The organism is Bifidobacterium bifidum ATCC 29521 = JCM 1255 = DSM 20456, from assembly GCF_001025135.1.
GTDB lineage: Bacteria > Actinomycetota > Actinomycetes > Actinomycetales > Bifidobacteriaceae > Bifidobacterium > Bifidobacterium bifidum.
Genome location: NZ_AP012323.1, coordinates 271,195 through 294,852 on the forward strand (window position 1 = coordinate 271,195; position 23,658 = coordinate 294,852).

The 23,658-nt window shown below is 62.9% G+C and carries 16 protein-coding genes, 2 tRNA genes and 1 pseudogene; 15 read left to right on the forward strand and 4 right to left on the reverse strand.

The genetic code is table 11. The features are described 5' to 3' along the window. The first annotated feature begins 300 nt into the window (after positions 1–300). From BBBF_RS01065 to BBBF_RS01075, 3 genes are all read left to right on the forward strand, one after another. Positions 301–373: transfer RNA gene (locus BBBF_RS01065), tRNA-Glu, on the forward strand. Between the two features lie 43 nt (positions 374–416). Further along, positions 417–488 (forward strand) — tRNA-Gln (locus BBBF_RS01070). A gap of 282 nt (positions 489–770) precedes the next feature. Continuing rightward, positions 771–2,060, forward strand: a complete 1,290-nt coding sequence (locus tag BBBF_RS01075) for a metallophosphoesterase family protein (RefSeq protein WP_021648481.1) — start codon at positions 771–773, stop codon at positions 2,058–2,060. A 138-nt stretch (positions 2,061–2,198) separates the two neighbouring features. Here the strand turns inward: BBBF_RS01075 and BBBF_RS01080 are convergent, their stop codons facing one another. After that, positions 2,199–2,957 carry an IclR family transcriptional regulator gene (locus BBBF_RS01080; protein ID WP_047298685.1) on the reverse strand — a complete coding sequence of 253 codons (759 nt, stop codon included), beginning with the start codon at positions 2,955–2,957 and terminating at the stop codon, positions 2,199–2,201. A gap of 370 nt (positions 2,958–3,327) precedes the next feature. On the opposite strand from BBBF_RS01080, the gene leuC reads away from it, so the two are divergent. The 7 genes from leuC (at position 3,328) to murA (ending at position 15,086) form a co-directional block, all read left to right on the forward strand. Then, the gene (gene leuC / locus BBBF_RS01085) at positions 3,328–4,731 is read left to right on the forward strand and encodes a 3-isopropylmalate dehydratase large subunit (protein WP_003811629.1); all 1,404 of its coding nucleotides are present in this window, start codon (positions 3,328–3,330) and stop codon (positions 4,729–4,731) included. A 148-nt stretch (positions 4,732–4,879) separates the two neighbouring features. Beyond that, on the forward strand, positions 4,880–5,572 hold the full coding sequence (leuD, locus tag BBBF_RS01090) for a 3-isopropylmalate dehydratase small subunit (protein ID WP_003817545.1): 693 nt from the start codon (positions 4,880–4,882) through the stop codon (positions 5,570–5,572). Positions 5,573–5,730: 158 nt separating this feature from the next. Next, positions 5,731–9,750 (forward strand): DEAD/DEAH box helicase, encoded by a 4,020-nt coding sequence (locus BBBF_RS01095; protein WP_021648483.1) that lies wholly within the window; start codon positions 5,731–5,733, stop codon positions 9,748–9,750. A 74-nt stretch (positions 9,751–9,824) separates the two neighbouring features. Continuing rightward, positions 9,825–10,205: a hypothetical protein gene (locus BBBF_RS01100; RefSeq protein ID WP_003817542.1), complete on the forward strand. Its 381-nt coding sequence runs from the start codon at positions 9,825–9,827 to the stop codon at positions 10,203–10,205. 892 nt (positions 10,206–11,097) lie between these two features. Then, positions 11,098–12,204, forward strand: a complete 1,107-nt coding sequence (locus BBBF_RS01105) for a CPBP family intramembrane glutamic endopeptidase (protein ID WP_021648486.1) — start codon at positions 11,098–11,100, stop codon at positions 12,202–12,204. Positions 12,205–12,330: 126 nt separating this feature from the next. After that, on the forward strand, positions 12,331–13,482 hold the full coding sequence (locus tag BBBF_RS01110; protein ID WP_021648487.1) for a beta/alpha barrel domain-containing protein: 1,152 nt from the start codon (positions 12,331–12,333) through the stop codon (positions 13,480–13,482). A 278-nt stretch (positions 13,483–13,760) separates the two neighbouring features. Next, positions 13,761–15,086, forward strand: a complete 1,326-nt coding sequence (gene murA / locus BBBF_RS01115; protein WP_003811644.1) for a UDP-N-acetylglucosamine 1-carboxyvinyltransferase — start codon at positions 13,761–13,763, stop codon at positions 15,084–15,086. Positions 15,087–15,182: 96 nt separating this feature from the next. On the opposite strand, the pseudogene BBBF_RS01120 reads toward murA, so the two are convergent. Together BBBF_RS01120 and BBBF_RS01125 are read right to left on the reverse strand one after the other, a co-directional pair. Then, positions 15,183–16,526, reverse strand: a pseudogene (locus BBBF_RS01120) (MFS transporter). A gap of 222 nt (positions 16,527–16,748) precedes the next feature. Then, positions 16,749–17,459 (reverse strand): TetR/AcrR family transcriptional regulator, encoded by a 711-nt coding sequence (locus tag BBBF_RS01125; protein ID WP_014759783.1) that lies wholly within the window; start codon positions 17,457–17,459, stop codon positions 16,749–16,751. A 198-nt stretch (positions 17,460–17,657) separates the two neighbouring features. Between BBBF_RS01125 and BBBF_RS01130 the strand changes: the two genes are divergently transcribed. The 3 genes from BBBF_RS01130 (at position 17,658) to rplA (ending at position 20,044) form a co-directional block, all read left to right on the forward strand. Then, positions 17,658–18,581, forward strand: a complete 924-nt coding sequence (locus BBBF_RS01130; protein WP_021648491.1) for a sodium pump decarboxylase gamma subunit — start codon at positions 17,658–17,660, stop codon at positions 18,579–18,581. 324 nt (positions 18,582–18,905) lie between these two features. Further along, complete coding sequence (gene rplK / locus BBBF_RS01135) at positions 18,906–19,337, forward strand: 50S ribosomal protein L11 (protein WP_003811655.1); 432 nt, start codon at positions 18,906–18,908, stop codon at positions 19,335–19,337. Positions 19,338–19,351: 14 nt separating this feature from the next. Further along, the gene (gene rplA, locus BBBF_RS01140) at positions 19,352–20,044 is read left to right on the forward strand and encodes a 50S ribosomal protein L1 (protein ID WP_003811658.1); all 693 of its coding nucleotides are present in this window, start codon (positions 19,352–19,354) and stop codon (positions 20,042–20,044) included. A gap of 254 nt (positions 20,045–20,298) precedes the next feature. Here rplA and BBBF_RS01145 read toward each other — a convergent pair whose 3' ends face one another. Further along, positions 20,299–21,288 carry an FKBP-type peptidyl-prolyl cis-trans isomerase gene (locus BBBF_RS01145; protein ID WP_033510066.1) on the reverse strand — a complete coding sequence of 330 codons (990 nt, stop codon included), beginning with the start codon at positions 21,286–21,288 and terminating at the stop codon, positions 20,299–20,301. 90 nt (positions 21,289–21,378) lie between these two features. Between BBBF_RS01145 and BBBF_RS01150 the strand changes: the two genes are divergently transcribed. Both BBBF_RS01150 and BBBF_RS01155 read left to right on the forward strand, forming a co-directional pair. Next, on the forward strand, positions 21,379–22,452 hold the full coding sequence (locus BBBF_RS01150) for a hypothetical protein (protein WP_003811661.1): 1,074 nt from the start codon (positions 21,379–21,381) through the stop codon (positions 22,450–22,452). Continuing rightward, positions 22,445–23,458, forward strand: a complete 1,014-nt coding sequence (locus BBBF_RS01155) for a hypothetical protein (RefSeq protein ID WP_003811664.1) — start codon at positions 22,445–22,447, stop codon at positions 23,456–23,458. Before BBBF_RS01150 ends, BBBF_RS01155 begins: the two co-directional genes overlap by 8 nt. Positions 23,459–23,658: the final 200 nt, after the last annotated feature.

Here is a 23,658-nt window from a genome sequence, read left to right on the forward strand (position 1 = left end):
GACCATGTCATGCGACCCGCGGCTCAATTGACGTGAGCCGTTTCGCCATCCTCGATGATGGTCGGTGGAGATGCAGCCTAACGTATCTGCATCGTGCCGTCTCGTTCGATGTTACCGCATAACGCTTTTGTTGACTGGATTGGTTGGGATATTTTTGGAGTCTATCGGATTTCGTCGGTGGTCAAGAGCCCGTCCCAAAACCGTTGGAAATCCTCGCGACACGCCGTGAGTTGCAGTGGGCTGGATATTGCCGTATAGTTTTCATCTGTTGCGCGGCACGCCGCACAGCGGATAACTCAAGCCCCCATCGTCTAGCGGTCTAGGACTACGCCCTCTCACGGCGCCAACACCGGTTCAAATCCGGTTGGGGGTACGAAGGTGCTATAATCCCAATCGGTTACAGCATCTAGCCAAATTGGGATGTGGTGTAATTGGCAACACAGCTGATTCTGGTTCAGCCATTCTTGGTTCGAGTCCAGGCATCCCAGCGAATGAAGCTCTCGCGGAAGCGAGGGCTTTTTTGTTTCCCGGCGCATTCAGCCGGCGGATTCGTGGCCTATAGGCCGGATCCGTCCAAAATACGGGTTGAAATCGCCGAAATCTACTATTCCCCGTGTGAAATCGCCGTTTTTGAACCTTAAAACGGCGATTTCACACGGGGAATTGCCAAGAACGGCGATTTCAACCCGTAATTCAGTGTCCCGGCCCGCTCAAGACACGCCATGGTGCTGTCAGGCACGGTCAAGGTGGTATGTACTACGCTGTGAGTTATGACGGATTTCAACCAGATTGCAGCGCCGGCATCCGCTAGCGGCCCCGATGACGAGCGCCCGGTGTCCATCTCGGCGCGTCTGGGACGTCTCCAGTTCCACCGTTCCGGCAAGTTCCGCGTGTTGCAGCTGGCGGACATACAGGATGGTCCGAAGGTCTCCAAAGACACCATCCGGCTGATCGAGGCGTCGCTGGACGCCGCGCGCCCCGACGTCGTCATATTCACCGGCAACCAGATCGCCGGATACGACGACGCGTACTGCGACACGTTCCGCAAGCGGCAGTGGGAGCCGGCGCGGCGCGGCAAGATCGAGCGCACGCGGGCCAAGGTGCGTGCCGGCATCAGTGCGTTCCTGCAGCCGCTGATCGACCGCGGCATACCATTCGCCGTCACCTACGGCAACCATGATGCGCAGTGCGGGCTGAGCCCGGCCGAGCTGGACGCGCTGTACCGTGAGTTCCCGGGGTGCATCAACCCGCCGTGCAATATGGACGATTCCGCCGCGAATCCCGGCTTCCTGGTGCGTTCGGTGCCGTCATCCGGTTTGCCGGATCAGCCAGTGGCCGCATGCGAGCCCGGCACGTTCGCAATGCCTGTCCTGGATCAGGATCGCCAACGTGCCGTGCTGGGTCTGGTGGTGCTCAATTCCGGCGATTACGCACGGGAGGGCGGCTATGGCCGGCCGAGCGACGCCGCGCTGCGTTTCGTGCACGACGTGCCGCGGTGGCTCGGCGTCCGCTCCCTGGTGTTCCAGCATATGCCGTTGCCGCAGTTTTATGACGTGCTGAAGGCCATGCCGGCGAACGCCGATAACGCCATACAGGGGTATCGCAAGTACGATGCGCAGTATTACGTGCTCGATGATGACCGGACGCTCCCGGGCGGCTATCTGGGCGAAGGCGTGAGCTGTCCTGACGAGGATTGCGGCGAGTTCGCCGCACTGCGCGACACGGACGGATATATAGGAGTGGTTGTGGGCCATGACCATCGCAACGGTTTCGTCGGCTCGCTCAACGGGATGATGCTGGTGGCGACGCCGACCTGCGGATTCGGCTCGTACGGACCGGCCGCGGCGAATCGTGCGGCAAGACTGTTCGAGTTCGACATCCGCCACCCGTACAGCCCGCGGACGCAGCTGCTGACATTCGGCGAGCTGGTCGGAAAACCGAGCTCCAACAAGGCGTACACCTATGCGGTCGAAGGGCAGTCGAACGCCGCCGATGGCGTCAATCTGCTGAGGAAACCCGGCCTGCTCGCCGGGGTCGCCGCCGCATTGAAGAAGATCTGAGCAAAAAGGGACGCCCCCGCTGACGGGCTGAGTCGTCAGGCATTGTCTGATGCCAAGGAGCGCTCGACAGCGGGGGCGCTCCTTGGCGGGGGCGCTCGACAGCCTGCTGGGCTCTGCGCCCGTCCGTCGCCGGCGCCGTCAGCGAACGGAGCTGGCCTTGAGCAGGGCGTCGGTCAGGTATTTGCCGGCGGCCATGACCAGCGGGGCGTAACGGCGCCCGGGCGAGTTGCCCATACGGCCTGACGGGCCGGAAATGGAAATCGCGGCGATGACCTGACCGGAGGCGTTGCGGATCGGCGCGGAGATGGAGCAGACGCCCTCTTCGCGCTCGTTCACCGATTCGGACCAACCGCGCTTGCGCACGGCGGCGAGCTTCGCGGCGGTGAACTTGGCGTGCCTCAGCCCCTGATGCAGCCGTTCGGAATCTTCCCAGGCGAGCAGAATCTGCGCGGCCGACCCGGCCTCCATCGACAGCATCGCGCCCACGGGAATCGAATCGCGCAGGCCGCTGGCGCGTTCCACCGCGGCGATGCACACGCGCTGATCGCCCTGACGGCGGTAGATTTGCGCGGATTCGCCGGTCCGGTCAAGCAGTGTCTGCAGAATCGGCCCCGCCGCGGTCAGCAGACGATCCTCGCCCGCTGCGGCGGCAAGCTCGGCGAAACGCGAGCCAAGCACGAATCGTCCGTGCTGATCGCGCAGCACGAAGCGGTGGCGCTCCAACGCGATAGCCAGACGGTGGGCGGTCGGTCGCGCCAGGCCGGTGGCCGACACCAGCTGTCCGAGAGTCGCGGGACCGGATTCCAGCGCGTCCAAAATCTTCACGGTTTTGTCGAGTACACCGACGCCGGAATGGATCTCTCCGCTGATGGTGTACTCGATGGCGTCCGCTGCCATGGTGCTGGTCACGGTGCCGTCGTCATGCATCTCGTCGCCGGCACGCTGTCGTTCATCGGCCATGCTTGTGGCCAGTGGTTGCGTCAGAGAAGTCATAATGAAGCATTATGCCATCTCACATAATGAAATGCAAAAGTAACGTGGGCGCTTTTCTGTTAATGGCAGGCCGGTAATGTCGCGATATTTGCGACAAGAACCGCAAAAAACAAAAATAATTCAAGCATTGCCGTGTTTTCGCCGTTTTATGGCCATGTATTTATCTCATATATCGGCCTAGGGAAGTTCTCGACGTGCCCTTGCCCATACGCTTATTACCACATAAAAAGCGTGAGGGCAATACCTTGCGCGAGGAAATTTGAGGAGGTCCCGAATGGGAACCACATTGGCCGAGAAAGTCTGGGCCGACCATCTGGTGCGGCAGGGGAGCGACGGCGCACCCGATTTGCTGTACATCGACCTGATGCTCATGCATGAAGTAACGAGCCCGCAGGCGTTTGAGGGTCTACGCCTAGCCGGGCGCAAGCCGCGTCACGTCGATCAGCTGATCGCCACAGAGGATCACAACACGCCGACGGTCGACATCGACCGCCCGAACCCGGACAAGACATCCGCCCTGCAGCTGAGCACGCTGGAAAAGAACTGCAAGGAGTTCGGCGTGCGGCTGCACCCGCTGGGCGACGCCGATCAGGGCATCGTCCACGCGTTCGCCCCGATTCTGGGCCTGACCCAGCCGGGCATGACCATCGTGTGCGGCGACTCCCACACGTCCACGCACGGCGCGTTCGGCGCGCTCGCGTTCGGCATCGGCACCTCCGAGGTCGAGCACGTGATGGCGACGCAGACGCTGAGCCTCAAGCCGTTCAAGACGATGGCGATCAACGTGAACGGCAAGCTGCCGGCGGACGCCACCGCCAAGGACATTATTCTGGCGATCATCGCGAAGATCGGCACCGGCGGCGGTCAGGGCTACGTCATCGAATACCGCGGCGAGGCGATCCGCAACCTCACGATGGACGAACGCATGACCGTGTGCAACATGTCCATCGAGGCGGGCGCCCGCGCCGGCATGATCGCGCCGGACGAGACCACGTTCGAATACCTCAAGGGCCGTCCGCACGCGCCCGAAGGCGAGCTGTGGGATCAGGCCGTCGCCTACTGGAAGACGCTCAAGACCGATGACGACGCCGTGTTCGACAAGGTCGTGGACATCGACGCGACCAAGCTCGGCCCCTTCGTGACGTGGGGAACCAACCCCGGCCAGGGCCTGCCAATCACCGCGAACGTGCCGGAGCCCGACAAGATCGCCGACGCCACCAAGCGCGCCGCCGCCGAGCGGGCGCTGACCTACATGGGACTCAAGCCCGGCATGCCGATCAAGGACATCGCCGTGGACACCGTGTTCATCGGCTCGTGCACCAACGGCCGCATCGACGACCTGCGCCAGGCCGCCTCGATCATGAAGGGACACCACAAGGCCGAGAACATCCACCGCGTGCTCGTCGTGCCCGCGTCCTCGCGCGTGCGCCTGCAAGCGGAGAAGGAAGGACTCGACAAGGTGTTCGAGGACTTCGGCGCCGAATGGCGCAACGCCGGCTGCTCGATGTGCCTGGGCATGAACCCGGACAAGCTGGTGCCGGGTGAGCGCTCCATCTCCACATCGAACCGCAACTTCGAAGGACGCCAGGGCAAGGGCTCGCGCACGCATCTCGCGTCGCCCGCCGTTGCCGCCGCGACCGCCATTCGCGGCACGATCTCGTCGCCCGCCGACCTGTAAATACTGCACACTGGCTCCCGCTGGCAGCAGCTGTCAGTCGAAGACTGACTGAGGGTGGGTCGGAGTGCCGCGCACTGGCGCCACCCCCCCCAGTCAGCAAAGCCGACAGCCCCCGCCAGCGGGGGCAAGAATTGAAAGCCTGATATCCATGGAAAAACTCACCACATTGACCGGCGTGGGCGTGCCGCTGCGCCGCTCCAACGTCGACACCGACCAGATCATCCCCGCGGTGTTCCTGAAGCGCGTGACCAAGTCCGGTTTCGATGACGCGCTGTTCTACGCCTGGCGCCGCGACCCGAATTTCGTGCTGAACCAGCCGGAATATGCCGGCAAGGGGCAGATTCTCGTGGCCGGCCCCGAATTCGGCATCGGCTCATCGCGCGAGCACGCGGTGTGGGCGCTGCACGATTACGGTTTCCGCGTGGTGATCGCGCCGAGCTTCGCCGACATTTTCTACGGCAACACCGCCAAGAACGGCGTGCTGGCGGCCATCATGCCGCAGGAGTCCGTCGAACTCCTGTGGAAGCTGCTGGACGAGGAGCCCGGTCGTCAGATGACCGTAGACCTTGAGCAGCGCACCGTCACCTGCGGCGACGTGACGTTGCCGTTCGAGGTCGGCGATTACGTGCGCTGGCGCCTGATGAACGGCTACGACGACATCGACCTGACGTTGCAGCATGAGGACGACATCGCCGCCTACGAGAAGATGCGCGCCGAGAAGTTCCCGTTCAAGCCCAAGACCATCCCCGCCAAGCATTGGGCCGAGGAACCCATCCAGTCCGCCCGCGAGCCCGAAGAGAGCGACTGGGCGGGCCCGCTGAGCGACCGCGGCATCATCTGACCGATCGGGCCAGCCTCAGCCAGCGATGCCTTTGCGCCGGTGTTGGTTGAGCGGAGTGAAACCTGTTAATGTCGTATCCGTATATCGACCGGGATGTTGGCCGGTCATGATGGCATGCACGGGCGTGATTGTCGCCCGCTGCAACGGAAGGGGCATTGATGGATTGGCATGCGTCCGTGTATGGTTCCCGCTCCGGCGGTGGCCAGTACCGCGACTTCTCCGACGGTGATGCCGACGATGACGGCATCACGTACGGCGCTCGCGGCTCGTACGCCGACATGGCAGACGACACTGCCGGTGCCGCGCCGCTGACGCCCTTCGTCGACGACGCCGAACTGCGCCGGCTCGGCGGCAACGCCGTGTATTTTCGTGCGAAGGACGTGCTGAAATCCGGGCGTATGCACGACATGGCCGTATCGTTCAACGTGCCGGATTCGCCACGTACCTCGGGCACCATGCTGACGGGCGCGCGGGCCAACGTACGCCTGACAGCGCTGGTCAAAGGCGCCGACCGGTACGCGGACGATTACCGCGTCTCCGCCGCGATCGACACCGACGCGGGCAAGGTCGGCCAGTCATCGTGCACATGCCCCGCATACGGCCGGTTCCGGGGCGTGTGCAAGCATGTCATCGCGCTGGTCATGGCGTACAACGAACATCCGGATGACTTCGCCGCGGCCGACGACGGTAACGGCTCCACGAACGGTATCGGTCGCGGAGCCGCAGGCTTGGTTCCCCGGCAACCTGCCGTGCGCACGACCCGCGCGCTTGACCTGTTCATGCGGCAGCAGGACGACGAGCGCACCCGCAGATCGCAGAGCCGGCAGCTCGACCTGTTGAAGGAAATCGGCGGACTGGCTGATTCCGGAGGTGTCGCCGGCGCAGCCCAGACGGCGCGGTTCATGCCCATCGCCAGCGTGTCGCTGCGGCTCTCCTTGAGTTTCTCGCTGAACAGCTGCGTGGCGAAATTCCGCATCGAAGTGCCGTCGCGCGGCATCTCCTATGTGGTCAAGGACATCGCCTCGCTGCTGCAATCCGTGAAAAACCGCGAGTTCGTCGCATACGGCAAGAAGCTCGCGTTCGTGCACTCGCGCGACGCCTTTGACGAGCGCTCGCGGAACCTGCTCGACGTGCTCTCCCGCGCGCAGGACATCCGCGCCGTCATCAACAACGACAACAGCGCATACTCCTACTATTACCGGCGTCAGTCGGATGACGCGACGCTGACGTTGTCGGACGGTGAGGTCGCCGAACTGCTCGATACGTACGTCGGCACCGAAGACACGGTGGAATACACGGCTCCGGCACGGTTCTACGCGCCGACGATGCGCGTATCAGTCGTGGACGGCAATCCCGATCTCGGCCTTGCGGTGGAACGCGGCGACGATCCCGAGGCCTCGAACGGCAGTACGGCGGCGGCCGGTTACGTGATACGGCATGCGCAGCGCGTGGAACGATTCATTGAAGGACAGCGCTCGCATTACGTGATCGTGCGGCCGTTTTCCCAAGCCGAATCGGGCGCGGGCGTGGGGTCGGGCGGTCGAGCGCTGCTGAGCGTCGATCGTGCGACGATATACCGGTGCGATGCCGATTTTGCGCAGAAACGGGCACTGCTGAGCCTGCTGTGCGGTGAAAACGATCGCGAGGCGATGTATCTGAGCGAAAGTGATGTGGATCGTTTCGTGCGCACGGTACTGCCGCAACTGGTCTCCCGCCAGGAGAACGAGGCCGGGCGGTCGGTCAACGCCATTGGCGCATCCGCCGGTCCGAACGCGGAGGACGGTTCCGCCGCGTCATCGGTCTTTGACCGGCTCGTGCCGCCAGCTGGACGTGAAACCGGAGTTCCGGCGCACGGTGGCTTGATCATCGACGTGCCGCCCGAGCTGCTGGCGAAAATGCGCGTGCCCTGCAGGCTCGCGTTTTACCTCGACCGCGACCGCGCCGGGGTGACGTGCGACGCGCAGGCTCATTATGGTGACAAGCATTACCACGTGTTCGACGGCGTCGGCGTCGACGCGTCCATGCGCGACAAGGAGATGGAGCGACTCGCAGTCGAGGCGATGCTCCACTATTTCCCGCGCCCGTCCGGTGCCGTGGCCGCCATCCCCGAGTCCGATGACGAGGCGATATACCGTCTGCTGACCGAAGGATTGGCGGTGTTGCGCGGTTTGGGCGACGTGATGGCGACGCCCGCGTTCGACGGCCTGACCGCCATGCCGCGCCCGACGATCTCCATAGGCCTTTCGGTGAAATCCGGGCTCGTGGAGATATCGCCGATCGCCGACGAAATCGACCCGGACGACGTGCCGGGCCTGCTGGCGAGCTACCGTCGGCGCCGCAGATTCCACCGGCTGCGCAACGGCTCCTTCGTCGACATGCGCAACGTGGATATGTCCGACGTCGACGAGATCGCGGATGACCTGGGACTGCGGGCCGCCGATCTGGAATCCGGCTCGATCACGGTGCCCGCCTATGAGGCGTACTATCTGGACCATCAGGTCGACGACGACGCGAAGGACGCAAGCTTCACCGCATACCTGGACGGCCTGCGCGTGATCGATCCGTCCACGTACCGCGTTCCCGCTGCGCTGGCCTCCGTGCTGAGGCCGTATCAGGTCGAGGGGTTCCGCTGGCTCAATGCCGTGTGCGACAAGGGATTCGGGGGTATCCTCGCCGACGAGATGGGTTTGGGCAAGAGCGTGCAGCTGCTGTCGCTGCTGCTTGCGCGGCATAAGGAGTCCCGGGCCGAGCACCGTCCGAATCTGATCGTCTGCCCGGCCTCGCTGGTGTACAACTGGGTAGCCGAGGTGGCGAAGCACACTCCCGAGCTGCGCGTGGAGGCCATCGCCGGCACCAAACCGGAACGTCGCGCGATGCTTGACGGCGTGCGCGCCGCACAGCAGGACACCGGTGTGTCTCCGACGCGGGAATCCGCAAGGCCGGCATCGGCCGCGGCCGCGTCCGACGACGTTCCCGACGTGCTCGTCACCTCGTATGACCTGCTGCGGCGCGACATCGACGACTATGCGGGACTTGAGTTCTACTGCATGACGCTCGACGAGGCACAGTACATCAAGAACGCCGCTACCAAGGTGTCGAAAGCCGTGCGCTCCGTCACCGCAGTGCATCGTTTCGCCCTGACCGGCACTCCGATCGAGAATCGGCTGAGCGAGCTGTGGAGCATCTTCGATTTCCTGATGCCCGGCATGCTCGGCTCGTACGCGCATTTCCGCGAACGGTTCGAGATGCCGGTGCTGAGCGGCGACGAGACCGCACAGAAGAAACTGCAATCGTTCGTGGGGCCGTTCATTCTGCGCCGTCTTAAGTCGCAGGTGCTCAAGGATCTGCCCGACAAGATCGAGAACGTCATCACAGTGCAGCTGCAGGGGGAGCAGCGCAAGCTGTATGCGGCACTGGAGCAGCAGCTGCGCTCGGTCATCCTGAGCCAGCGTCCGGCCGATTTCAACACCGGCAAAATCCAGATTCTGGCGCAGCTGACCCGACTGCGGCAAGTATGCTGCGACCCGCGGCTGATATACGAGAACGCCGACGGGCATGCCAGTGCCTTGAGCGCAGGGGTGCAATCCGCCGCGAAAGACCCACAGCAGTCCGTGAAACAGCCTGTGAAACAGTCGAAGGCGCGCAAGACCGTAAGCTCCGCGAAACTGGACGCCATCATCGAACTGGTGGACTCCTGCCGTGATGCCGGCCGCAAGATGCTGATCTTCTCGCAGTTCACCAGCTACCTCGACCTGATCGCGCAACGGTTGCGGGCCGACGGCGTGGAATACGACATGATCACCGGAGCGACGCCGAAGAAACGCCGTCTGGAGCTGGTGGACCGGTTCAACGCCGACGCGACGCCGGTGTTCCTGATCTCGCTCAAGGCGGGAAACACGGGCCTGAACCTGACCGGCGCATGCGTGGTCGTGCACGCCGATCCGTGGTGGAACGCGGCCGCGCAGGATCAGGCCACCGATCGCGCCCACCGCATAGGCCAGACACAGGACGTCAACGTGTATCAGATCGTGGCGAAGGACACGATCGAGGAGCGCATCCTCAACCTCCAGCGCAGCAAGACAGACCTCGCGCAACGGTTCGTGGATTCCGCGTCCTCCGCCACCGGACGGTCGATGGCCGCGCTCACCAAGGACGACCTGCTCGCCCTGCTGGGCTGAAGGTTTTTCCCCACGCAACAGTCAATTCGTCGCGATACCATCGGTGCTTGGATGTTCGTAAAGGAAAGGACGTGATGAGCGTGCGTAAGAAGCTGATGAGCGTGGTCGCCGCGGTGGCGACGGCCGCTGCCATGGGCGCGACCGGTGTCGCTGCCAATGCCGCTGATGTTGTTGCCGTGCCGCAGGAGGGGCTGTCCGACACGGGTGCGTCGATCGCCATCGTCGTGGTGCTTGTCGTGGTGCTGGCCGCGATTGGCGTGGGCGTCACCGTGGCCCGGAAGCGTCAGAGCGCTACGGGCGCACACGTGCAGGGCGAGGGCGAGGGCGCCGACGAGAGCGGACTGGTGGCCGATGGTGCTGATACGGCTGATACGCAGACCGTGCAGTTCGATGATGCCGCTCCGGCCGCGGATGACTCTGACGCCGGTTCGGGGGAATCCCGCGACTCCGAGTGATTCCGGAATAACCGCAATGTGCAAAAGGCCCTCTTCGGAGGGCCTTTTGCGTTGACATGGTGTTTTGCCGGTGTCCCCCCCCCAGTCGGCCTTACGGCCGGTGGTGCCGTCCGTAGGCGAAGGCGAGCCGGCCGGCGAGCGAATAAGGTCGCGCCCGCAGGACGGGCGTCCTTGACTGCAGGGCCCGAAGGGCTGTCGCGAAGCGACTGGGGGTGGTCCCACATCGTGAGTGTGATTCGAGGTCTACGATCCGACGCTATCTGCATTTCGAGGGGTTGATTCGACGGTCGCGAAACATCTATCTACGTTTCGAGGGGGTGCCGAAACGCGATACCTGGAGTATTGAGCGCTAATCGCCATTGGAACCATGCCGTTCTGGAGGCGTTCATACTTGGCTACCAACCCCCTGAAACGCAGATAGATGTCCCATGGGACTCGAATCAACCCCTTGAAAGCGAGATATCGCCAATCAAGGCTTCAAAATGTCGCCCACAGGCATATCGGGCCCACATGAGATGTCGACACTGACGTTGATGGGCGATACACGGCGTACTGTTGAACCATGAGCATGAACGATCGGCAACAGGACCATGGGCAACCTGATGATGAGATGGAACCGGAAGGCCAGCGGCAGCCGGCTGCTGGAGACGGAAACCCCGAAAAACTCCAGATGCCTGCTGGTGACGCCCCGCAGCAAGTTGAGCAGCCGATGCAATGGACGGCCGGCGAAACGCCGCAGCCTTTGCCGTATTTACGGCCTGTGAATCCGCCGCAATCCGTGAACCGGCCTCAGCCGGTCGGCCACTCGCAGCCGCCGGTGGCGGGACAATGGGCACCGGCTTCTGAGCCACGTCCAATGCCTCCGATTCCGTCAGGAACAGGTCAGCCGGGGATGCGCCAGCCGATCCAGTCGTATCCGCCATATCCGTCACAGCTGTACCCTCCATACCCTCCGTATCCTCCATATTCCTCGGCGCAACGACCCGTCGCGCCGCCCATCCCTGTCGCCCAGCCCGTCCCGATCGACCCGGTCAAGGCCCGCCGCCGCTGGCTGCGAGGCACCGTCACCCGCCACGCGGGCCTGATATTCGCCTACCAGGGCGTGTTCATGGGCGTGAACGTACTGGCCTCGTTCGTCATCGGCATCATACTGGGCCTGAGCGGAGCCGCGGGGCGAGGAACGCTGACGGCCGAGTCGCTCAGCGCCGCCCTCGTGCAGCTGACCGGCGTGATCATGCTGCTCACGGTGCTCGGCGGCATGGGCTTCATACTGCCGATGCGCCGCAGGATGATATTCCGTCGCGACTTCTGGCTCGGCGAGCCCGGCCATGCGCGTATGAAACCATCGTGGCTGCTGACGTTCATCATCCTGGTCATGGCGATCCAGACGGCGATCGTCCTGATCCAGCTCGGCTTCTCGATGTTCGGCACTACGTTGCAATCGCCCACATCCGACAACATCAGCGAGGCCTCGACCAACATTTGGATGTGGCTGTATGTCGGCCTTGCCGCGCCGGTCGCCGAGGAGCTGGTGTTCCGTGGCGTGCTGATGCGCGGCCTGAAGCCGCTCGGCCGGAATTTCGCCATCGTGACCAGCGCGCTGATGTTCGGCCTGTTCCATGACGATGTGGTGCAGGGCCTGTTCGCGTTCGGCTGCGGTTTGCTGTTCGGGTTCGTGGCGATGGAGTATTCGCTGGTGTGGTCGATTGTGCTGCACGTGTTCAACAACGCCGTGCTCGGAGGCGTGCTGCCGTGGCTGGCGGGCCTGTTCGGCGACGCGGGGGACACGGCGTATACGCTGGGACTTTTGGGTGTTTCGATCATCGGCCTGATCGTCGTGCTGGTGAAATACGGCGGGGGATTGCGCGCCTATCGGCGGGTGAACCGCAGTGCGCCGGGAACGTATTGGGGGTGGACGTCGCCTGCGTTCCTAATTTTCGTGATCGTGAATGTGACGATCACGATACTGTCGTTCGTCACCGCGATGATGGGCGTCTGACCAGCCTGGCAGACGGCCTGGCGAATGCTCCCGGCGTTGCGGGTCTGCCGCTGTTTTTACAGTGGATATATCGTCGTGTTTGTGGCGCCGGCAGCGGTCCGGCGTCGGTTGAGTGTCTGGAGAGCCATGAGTGATTTCGAGCCGTTTTACAACGTTGACTTAAGTTATGAGGATAATTATGCGCGCGGCCCGTTCGGCGAGTTCGCCGCGGCGCTGCGCGGTGATGTGCCGGCCTGCGAGGCCGCTTCGCCGGCGAAGTCGTCGTTCCTTGGCATCCCCGTTGACCTGCCGTTCGGCATTCCGGCCGGGCCGCTGCTCAACGAGCGGTTCACCACGGCCGCGTTCCGCATGGGGTTCGACATCGCCACGTACAAGACCGTGCGCTCGCGCGCGTGGGGGTGCAATCCGTTCCCGAACGTGTTGGCCGTGCACCCGACCAGTGCCGACGGCTCACTGACGCCGGGCAGCGCCGAACTGGATGAGGGCGTACTTGCGGACACGGACTATCGCCTGCCGATTTCCATTTCGAATTCGTTCGGTGTGCCGTCCCGCGACCCGGATGAGTGGCAGCCGGACATGCGCCGGGCCATCGCGGCGGCCGGCCCGGGGCAGGTGCTGCTGCCGAGCTTCCAGGGGTCGCGCGTGGAGGGCATGAGCGGCGACGACTATATCGCGGATCATGTCGCAACCGCACGATTGGTGTGCGAGACCGGCGCCGACCTCATGGAGATGAACACGAGCTGCCCGAACGAGGGTCATAATCGCCTGCTGTGCCATGACCCGCATCTGGTCGGCCGCATCACCGAGGCCGTCAAGGGCGAAATCGGCGACCGGCCTCTGATCGTCAAGCTGGCATATATCCCGCCGACCGAGGTCGAGGGTGGCTGGGGGCCGGATCGCCGCGTGATTGACGATGCCGCTCTGGAGCTCATGGTGCGTCAGACCGCCGCCCGCGGCACGGTGCAGGCGTTCAGCACGATCAATACGATTTCGGCCCGGCTCGTCGACGCGAACGGCGGGCAGGCGCTGCCCGGCAAGGGGCGCGACCGCAGCGGTGTGTGCGGCAGCGCGATTCGCGGGGCAGGCCTTGACATGGTGTCGCGTCTTGCGGCGATTCGCGAGCGGCTGGGGCTTGACTATGCGATCATCGGCGTGGGCGGTGTCGTGGCGCCAGAGGATTACCGGGCGTACCGCGCGGCCGGCGCCGATGCGGTGATGAGCGCTACCGGCGCGATGTGGGATGCCGAGCTGGCCCGCAAGATCAAGGCGGATGACTGATCCGCTGTATCAGCGAATCGTTCTCAATAGCGTTTGTGCGAGTACTCCTCACATTTGCGAACAAAACGAACATCGGCTTACTCGTTGGAATATCGGCCATATGCATACAATCATGTTCGTTTTGCCGACGACGGGACTCGCACGTTTCTTATCGAGAACCATTCGCTGCGACATGGTAATCGGCTTCCGGCGCATTTCACGTGCCCGCCACATGCCGTATGGCAAACTAATGGATGTGATGTCCGGGGTGGCCCGGCGAATGAATAGGAGTGTTGAGGATGGCGGAATCGGAGAACGATGTCCTGCATGTGGTCGGCGGCAAACCGCTGAACGGCACGATCAAGGTGCGTGGCGCGAAGAACTTCGTGAGCAAGGCGATGGTCGCGGCGCTGCTCGCCCCCGGCAAGTCGGTGCTGAAGAACGTGCCCGAGATTCGCGATGTGCATGTGGTGTCCGATCTGCTGCGCCTGCATGGCGTGGATGTGGAGGTGGATGGCACCAACGGCATCGTCAACATCGACGCGACGCATGTGCAGCTCGCCGATGTGGCGGATGTCGACACGCTGTCCGGCTCTTCGCGCATTCCGATCCTGTTCTCCGGCCCGCTGGTGCATCGTCTCGGCGAGGCGTTCATCCCGGCGCTGGGAGGTTGCGCGATCGGCGGCCGTCCGATTGATTTCCATCTGGAAACGCTGCGCAAGCTGGGTGCCACGGTCGACAAGGAGCACAAGGACGGCATTCACATCACCGCTCCGAACGGCCTGCACGGCGCGAAGATCCATCTGCCGTACCCGTCCGTGGGCGCGACCGAGCAGACGCTGCTGGCCGCCGTGCTCGCCGAAGGCAAGACCGAGCTGTCGGGTGCCGCAATCGAGCCCGAGATCATGGATCTGGTGGCCGTGCTGCAGAAGATGGGCGCGATCATTTCGGTGGATGTGGATCGCACGTTCCGCATCGAGGGCGTCAAGGAGCTCAATGGCTTCACGCACACGTCGCTGACCGACCGCATCGAGGCCGCCAGCTGGGCGTCGGCGGCGCTCGCCACGCGCGGCGACATTTTCGTCAAGGGTGCTACGCAGCCGGAGATGATGACGTTCCTCAACGTGTTCCGCAAGGTCGGCGGCAAGTTCGAGGTGACCGACAGGGGCATCCGTTTCTGGCATCCGGGCGGCGACCTCAAGCCCGTGGCCATCGAGACGGATGTGCACCCCGGTTTCATGACCGACTGGCAGCAGCCGCTGGTCGTGGCGCTCACCCAGGCGAATGGCCTGTCGATTGTGCACGAGACCGTGTATGAGAACCGATTCGGCTTCACCAAGCCGCTTGTGCAGATGGGTGCGACGATTCAGCTGTATCGCGAGTGCCTCGGCTCGCTGCCGTGCCGTTTCCAGCAGCGCAACTACAAGCATTCCGCTGTGATTTTCGGACCGACCCCGTTGACCGGCCGCGATATCGACGTGCCGGATCTGCGTGGCGGTTTCAGCCATCTGATTGCGGCGCTTGCCGCGTCCGGCCCGTCCAATGTGCATGGCATTTCGCTGATTGACCGCGGCTACGCGGATTTCCGCGGCAAGCTCGCCGCGCTCGGTGCCGATTTCGAGTAACGGTACAGAGAGCCTGTAGGGCCCCGATTTCCGCTGAAGGAATCGGGGCCTTCTCTGTGACTGATTATGGTCGATGAAAAGGATGCCCCGCCGTCGTCAGTCGTCGAAGTGCGCGAACAGCGACGCGGACAGCAACGCCATAGCGATGAGCACTGCGCCTGACGCGATGAATATCGCGGCGGCGGGGAGATGATCGAACGCCCAGCCGTACGCCATCTGCCCGAGCGGCTGCATGCACATGGCCAGCGCAGACAGCAGCGCCATCACTTTACCGAGCATCGCATCGGGCGTGCGCATTTGGATTGCGGGCACGGCGATGATATTCGCGCATGAGCAGATGACATCGCCGATGCAGGCGAAGGCCACGAGCGCCATCAGCCGCGTCCAGTTGCCGCCAGACAGCATGCAGGCCACGCCTTGGGGGATGACGGTCAGTCCGAGCAATGTCAGGATCTTCGTCATATGGCCAATTTTCAGCCGTCCGGCCATCATCGTCACGATGAACATGCCCATCAGGGCCGCGACGCTGATCAGTCCGTCGGCAATGCCGTAGACGGTCGCGTCGAACCCCCATTGCGTGCGGATGACGAACGCGTATCCGACGGCGCCATAGCCGAGTACGACGAAGTTCAGCGCGGAGGCGAGCAGGACCATTTTCAGCAGGTTCGGTTTTTCCCGGGTCAGGAACCGCAGAGCGGCCTTGAGGTCGTCGAGTGGCGTCGGCATCTCCTCGTCGCGTTCGGGCATACCAAGCCGGATGAAGCATTCGATGGCCGCCGCGCCGGCGAATGCCGCCACGGAGACGGCCATCATCGGCCGGATGCCGAAGAGCGAGTACACGGCGCCTCCGAGGAAGCTGGGTATCAGTGCGCTGACCTGCTGCACCTGACTGACTATCGCGGCGCTGGTGTTCAGCGTCGCATCCCCGTATTGGCGCAGCATCTGCGGCAGCGCGGATTCGACGGTCGGTGTCTCGAAGATACCGAGCAGCGATAGCGCCACCTGCATTACGCCCACGGCGATGATGCTGAATCCGGCGGCGGAGAACTAGACGAGCGCGAGCGCGACCGTCACGGCGGACGCCGCGTCGAGGATGACCATGAGCGTGCGGCGGTTCATCCGGTCGGCCAACACGCCGCCGAACGGGGCGCCGAGGATCATCGGCACGAACGATATGGCGAGGATGGATGCGAATGCGGTGGCTGAGCCGGTCTCGTCCAGCACCCACATCGACATGGCGAAGCGCAGCATCATGTTGCCGAACAGCGAGATGCCTTGCCCGGCGACGAGCAGGATGAAATTGCGGGAGCGCAGCGGATGCGCGGCCTTTGGCTGCGCTTGCGGCTGCGGTTGCGGTTCGGGGGAAGTGTTGGGTTGCTCTGTTTCGTGCTGTGCCGCGGGAAGCTGTGTTTCGGAGGGTTGTGCCGGTGTGGTGGGCATGGTGGGTTCCTTTGCTGCTGGTGGCGAGTTGGTCTCGGTGTTTTGCGTTGGTGGATTTGGCGTGAGTTTGATGGATGGCACGGCAATGTATTGGGGCGGACGATTTTGACGCCGGAGTTGGTGGTTCATCGGCAATCATTCATACCGACTGACGGTATGTAAATCGGTGCTGGAGCAGGGGCGAAACATTCGTGCCGCGTCCTGCCCCGGAGTCAGCGTCGTCTAGTGTGCGTCGCTTACCGGACTGGTGCCGCCTCCGTCTTGTTGCTCGGCGGCGCTGCCGCTGCCGTCGCCGGCGAAGGCCATCATGCCGTCCGTGGCGAGATCGATGAGATGCTGGTCGAAGACCGGCGCGTGCAGCGCGTCGAGCATGGTGGCGAGGCATTGCAGACGATACCGCAGCTGCGTGCGCGTGGCGGGGAAGAAGCATGGCATCAGCCAATAGTTGCATAGCAGGGCCAGCAGCTGCGCCACTTCGCGCGGGTATTCGGTGGGGATGGAGCCGTCCAGCTGGCCTTCCTCGATCAATGGCTCGAAGTTTTTCGGCAGCTCGGTTGACCAGAATCGCATGTTGGCGGTGAATGTGGCGGGATCGTCGAAGAACGGCACGGTGGCCTTGACGAGCGCCAGGTGCGCGGCGTCTCCCAGCGAGTTGGCGAACAGCGAGCGGAGCTTTTCCATCGCGTTCATGTCGTCGCGTTTCGCGATCTCGTCGCACAGGGTCTGGCTGGCGTGCCAGTCGTCGGTGTTCAGTCGTTCGAGGATGGCCTCTTTGGACTTGAAGTGGTGGTAGATCGCGCCTCTCGACAGGTCTCCCAGCTTATCGATGATGTCCTGGATGGAGGTCTTGTCGTAGCCTTTCTCGGCGAACAGCTTTTTCGCGGCGGCGAGGATGCGGCGTTCCGTCACCTCGGGGTGCGGGTTGCGTGCCATGGTTCCTCCTTTCGATATGTCATCAGTATACATACCGACAGTCGGTATGTATACTGCGTGTCATGATTGCGGCCGTCTGTAGGGCCTTTTCGGGGCGGCGGCATCGCGCAAAATGGGCAAAACCGTATTAGATATCGGTTATATGCTATGTTGGTCAATGTTGGGCGTTGGCGCTTGACCGAACGAAAGAAGGCACATATGACAGATCCCAATGCCGGTTTCCCCACTGGAAACAACTCTTATGGAGCCCCGCAGCCCGCTCAGCCGGCTTCGGACGCAAACGCGGCCTATCAGCAGCCGCAGTACACCGCACCCGTGCCGCCTGCCCAGCCCGTGCCGCCTGCAGGGGCACCCTATCAGGCGCCGGCAACCCCCGATTACGCGGCGAACATCCAGAACTCCGTCGCCGGTTTCGCCCAGAACCTGGGTGGCAAGAACGTGACCGTCGGAGGCCAGTCATTCGACTTCATTTCCATCATCACCTACGTGGCCGGCGTGCTGGCGATCATCGCCTGCATCGTGCCGTTCGTGTCGGCGTTTGGATACAACGCCAGCCTGTTCCAAGGCGGGGACGGATGGATTGTCCTCGTTGCGGTTCTTGCCATCGCGGCGCTCACGTTCTTCAAGAAGCACCTCCCCGCAATGATCATTTCCGCCTTGGTGCTGGTACTCAGCATCTTTGAGATGGTGTATTCCAAGATCAAGATCAACAGTAGCTTGGACGAGTTCGGCAGCAACTATGGCAGTCTGGGAAGTCTCGCGTCCGGCTACGCGAAGAATGCGGTGGCTTTCGGTATTGGTGCATACTTGCTCATCATCGCGGCGCTGGGCCTGATTGTCGGCACCGTGCTTGCGTTCGGCAATCAGAAGAAGGCCGCGAAGGTCGCGGTGCCGGGTGTTTCCGCCCAGCCGCAGTATGTGCCGACGGCATTCCCCGGTGCTCCGGTCCCGGCACCTGCCGCCCCTGTGTCCGATGCCGGCGTTCCTCAGGCTCCCACTGCACCGCAGGCCCCGACCGCACCGGTCGCCTCGACTGCGTATGAGCAGCCGGCGCCTGCCGTTCCGGTTTACCAGCAGCCCGATTCGGACGCTTCCTACCCGGGGCAGACCCCGCAGGCCTGATTTCTAGGTCTTCCGCGTTCCGCGCCTGATCGGCGTGAAGCGTGACCAATGAGCTGCTGTGCACATGCATAGCGGCTCTTCGCATATGCGACGGATCCGAGCCCAATGACCCTGCCGATAATCCGGGAAATATGAACGGCCGCACGCACCCGCGATGCCGCGATATTGTCTGCTCTCATAGGCATAATAGAAAAGTTGTGTCTGGAGGATACGTGTATGCGAATCCGCTAGCACAGCACAGCAATATACGTTGCGGGAGGAATCCGCTGCGGGCGACCGCCGCGGGTGCCGACATCACCGCTTCATAGAAAGAAGAACCATACAATGGCTCCCAAGAAGAAAGTCTCGGCGCTGATCAAGCTCCAGATCCAGGCTGGCAAGGCCAATCCTGCCCCGCCGCTGGGTCCGGCTCTGGGTTCGCATGGCGTGAACATCATGGACTTCTGCAAGCAGTACAATGCGCAGACGCAGGACAAGATGGGTCAGGTCATCCCTGTTGAGATCACCGTTTACGAGGATCGCTCCTTCACCTTCATTCTGAAGACCCCGCCTGCAGCGGCTCTGCTGCTCAAGGCCGCCGGTATCCAGAAGGGCACCGAAAACCCGCTGACCCATAAGGTCGGCTCCGTCACCAAGGCGCAGCTGCGCGAGATCGCCGAGATCAAGATGGCTGATCTGTCCGCCCGCGACGTCGAGGCTGGCATGAAGATCATCGCGGGCACCGCTCGCTCGATGGGCATCACGGTTATCGACTGAGAGGAGAAGGACACATGGTTAAGCGTTCCAAGAAGTACCGCGAAGCGGCTGAGAAGGTCGATCGCAACAACCTTTACACCGCCAACGAGGCTATCGCTCTGCTCAAGTCCATGCCGGCCTACAACTTCGACCAGACCGTCGAAGCCGTGTACCGTCTGAGCGTGGATCCGCGCAAGGCCGACCAGCTGGTCCGTGGCACCGTCAACCTGCCTCACGGCACTGGTAAGACCGCCAAGGTCGCCGTGTTCGCCCGTGGCCCGAAGGCCACCGAGGCTGTCGAGGCCGGCGCCGACATCGTCGGTGACGACGACCTGATCGAGAAGGTTCAGAACGGCTTCCTCGACTTCGACGCCGTCGTGGCCACCCCGGACATGATGGGCAAGGTCGGTCGTCTGGGCCGCGTGCTCGGCCCCCGTGGCCTGATGCCGAACCCGAAGACCGGCACCGTGACCATGGACGTCACCAAGGCCGTCAAGGACATCAAGGGCGGCAAGATCGAGTTCCGCGTGGACAAGAACGGCAACCTGAGCTTCCTCATCGGCAAGCTCTCCTTCGACGAGACCGCTCTGGACGAGAACTTCAAGGCCGTTGCCGACGAAGTCAAGCGTCTGAAGCCGGCCACCGTCAAGGGCCGTTACATCACGAAGGTGACCATCACCTCCACGATGAACCCCGGCGTCCCGGTCGATCCGGTGGCTCTCGCCTGATCAACGCCAATCGGCTCAACCTTCATAGGGGCTTCCCGCACGCGCGGGAAGCCCCTATGTCGTATTTCGATTCCCTACTAGACTCCCCAGTTTCGCTACGCTTGACAGCCAGCGGGGGCAAAGTAAACCGCCCGCCGCTGGCGGGGGCTGTCAGTCTTTGACTGACTGGGGGTGGTTCCTTGCCGCCGCATATACAAAAGCCGCCCGGCACACACATGCGCCGGGCGGCTTTCAGCTACTGTCGCGGTCGCCTGTCAGTAGGCGGCCAGAATATCGACCACGAAGATCAGCGTGGAGTTCGCGGGGATGGAGCCCTGGGCGGTGTCGCCGTAACCCAAGTTCGGCGGAATCACCATTAGCACCTGCGAGCCGACCGTCTGGCCGACCATGGCCTGCTGCCAGCCCTCAATCACCTGATGGTTGCCGCCGCTGTACGTGTCGGCCTCAAGCGTGGTGTTCTTGTCCCATGACGAGTCGAACTGGGTGCCGTCCAACAGCCATCCGGTGTACTTCACCTTGACGGTGTTGTTGTTCGTGACCTCTTTGCCCTTGCCCTTGATCAGCGCCTGCGAGACCAGCTTGCTGCTTCCCTTGTACCCGTTCATGTTAATGGACGGCTTGCCGTTCTTCGCTCGCGTGACCTTCGGCAGATCGGACGGGATGTCGGTGACCTCGTTGCCTGTGGCCTTGGTGAGATCCTTCGACTTGGAAACGTAGGTCAGCGCCATGATGTACGACGTGCCGCTGGAGTTGGAGTCATTGACGCCGTACGCGATCGTCGTGTTGAGCTTGCGGCCCTTCAGCAGCTCATAGTAGGCGTTGCTCACTGTGCCCTTTTCCAGCACCAGGGAGCAATCGGGTGTGTTCTTCTCCCAGCTGCTCGCAAGCTCGGTGCCGTCCTTGACGCTGATGGCGATGCCCTGCGAGCACAGACGGTCGCCATCAGCGATGGTGGCGCCGTTGCCTTCCTGCAGCACGGCATAGCTGTTGTTGTCGACGGTCTTCGGTGCCTTGAAGGAGACCTTCGGTTTCTCGCCCAGCGTACCCGTGGCGGTGATGCCGGCGATCTTCTTCATGTTCTTCAATGCGCTGGAGCCGGAGGACTGCGAGGAGTCGTCGCCGGATTTCTTTGACGACGAGCCGGAATCGCCGGAGCCGCACGCGGCGAGTGTGACGCACAGGCCGACCGTGCACACGGCCGCGAGTACGCGCTTGAACGTGGATGTCTGTGTCAACTTACGCATGGTCACCACACTAGCGGAAAACCCTGATTTTTCTTTGGAAACGTCTTTTTCGCCGGGGCTTTATGCCCTGCATTGTAGAATGGGTGAGTTATGAAGAAACAGACATCAAAAGAGCGCAAGCGTGACGAGCGAAAGTCCAAGTCGGCCGCCCGTCCGACGCGCCATGCCCGCATCATGCGGGGCGTGGTGACGCCCATCCTTGGTCTTCTGGCTGTGGCATGCATTGGTCTGGGCATTATGAACGCCACATATTGGAAGCCCAGCTCTCAGATCGCGGCCAGTGCCGCGGTGAAGGGGACGCAATATATCGTTACCGATCCCGGCGTGCTGCCGCTGGTGGACAATCAGGTGACGGTTTCTGCCGATGCCGGTTCGTCCGACGGCGAAGTATGCCTTGCTCTGGGGTCGAACAAGGATGTGATCGGTTGGCTCGCCAGGCAGCCATATGTGCGTGTCACCGGCTTGAACGAATGGACGACGCTCGCGACGACGAAGGTCTCCGCGCAGGGGGCCGCGGCCGATGCGGGCGATGACGCAGTGGCGTTCAAGGACTCCGATATGTGGACTTCCGTGACGTGCGGGACGGGCACCGTGAAAGCGGAGACCAAGGTCGCGTCCGACAGCGGTACCGTAGCCATCATCGACTTGGGCAAGTCCTCGAACGCGACGGTGCGCATGAACTGGGTGCGTCAGACTCTACCTGATTTCGCCATGCCGTTCTATTTCGCCGGAGGACTGCTGGCGCTGCTGGCCGTACTGGCCGCATCTCTGTTCGCCATGCCGCCGCACAAGCGTCGCAAGCGCGTGGTGAGTGGTTCCGCAGCCGAAAAGCAGGCAGAGGAGGTCGCCGTTTCGCAGGCGGTGGCGGGCAGTGTCGCGAGTCTCAAGGCGGCGGTCAGTTTCAAGCCGAAATCTAAGCGCCGCCGTCATGCCGCGCATCGTGGGAAACCCGGTGCGGGCACGCCGGCAAAGCCGGAAATCTCCCAGCCGAAGGTCGTCGATCCCGGCAGCCGCAACCTTGTCGCCGACCAGCAGAACGCGCAGGCCATGGACCAGCCCGACGATTCGGCGACGTCGGTAATCACCGCCAGCGAGCTGCAGACGTATTTCGCGCGGCTTTCGCAGGAATCCGATGATGACACGAAGGGGAGCTCCAATGAATAAACGCATAACCACCGCCCTGGCGGCGACGATGGTCTGCGCTCTGACGCTCGGCCTTGCAGGCTGCGAGGGGCAGGTGCCACAGACCGTGGCGCCGTCGGTGAAGGACAACGAGATCATCGATGTGACCGTCGCACAGGAGAAGCAGATCCGCGGGAAGATCCTTGACGTGCTGAACCAGGCGAACGAGGCGAAAAGCGCCGACGGGCTCGCCGCGCGCGTGTCCGGCTCGCAACTGGAGATCCGCACCGCCCAATTGAACATTGCGCAATACACGCAGCAGGATGTCACGCCGTTGGCGACTATCCCCAGTGATGTGACGCAGGTGGTCATCCCGACCGACAACGCATGGCCGAGGTATATTTTCACCGTCACCACCACCACCGAGGACCAGCAGGCGAAGCGTCTGCTGGTGATGCGGCAGGAGTCCGCCCGGCAGAACTACAAGCTGTGGGCTGTCGCCCGACTGCTTGAGGACGTGTCACTGCCGGGCTTCGCGCCCGCTAAGCAGGGCAATGTCATGGGCGATGCCAACGACTCCAATCTGGTCATGACCCCCAAGCAGGCGGTGCAGCGATACGCCGATGTGCTGCAGAACAACACGAACAGCAAATACGCGGGAAGCTTCGAGGATGACCAGTTCCGCCAGTCGCTAGTCAAGCAGCAGGAAGAAAGCCAGAAGGGTGTGACCCAGAACAAGGGCACGCAGCAGGAGGTGTTCGCGCCGGTCGTCGACCAGATCGCCGTGATGCGCTCCCCTCGTGGCGGTGATCTGGTCGTCGCGCAGATCAACTCGGAGTGGACACGGTCCATGAGCGAGGGCCGTGAGTCGTTGCCGGGGTCCCCGAACGAGGATGCGCTGTTCAAGATGACGAATCAGAAGGCCACCAGTTCGCTGAAAGCCACTTATGTGAACGTTGTGGCGATATTTGTGCCGCTGGCCGGGTCGGATCAGAAGGTGACCGTGGTGGCGGGCGATCGTCAGGCGGTCAAGGTCGAGGCGCAGTAGACGCCGGACTCGGGCCGGCGTGCGGACTTGCCAAGCACCGGAATCGGGCGCTTGCAGTGTAACCGGAGGCGGTGAGACGCCGTGGCCTATATAGTGGTATGCGTCAACGATGTTCGCGACGGAATCGACGGTGGTCGCAGGTATGCGGCCGCGCCGATTTTCGCGCGGCATGGATGTGACGGAACGGCGTGCGGCGCAGA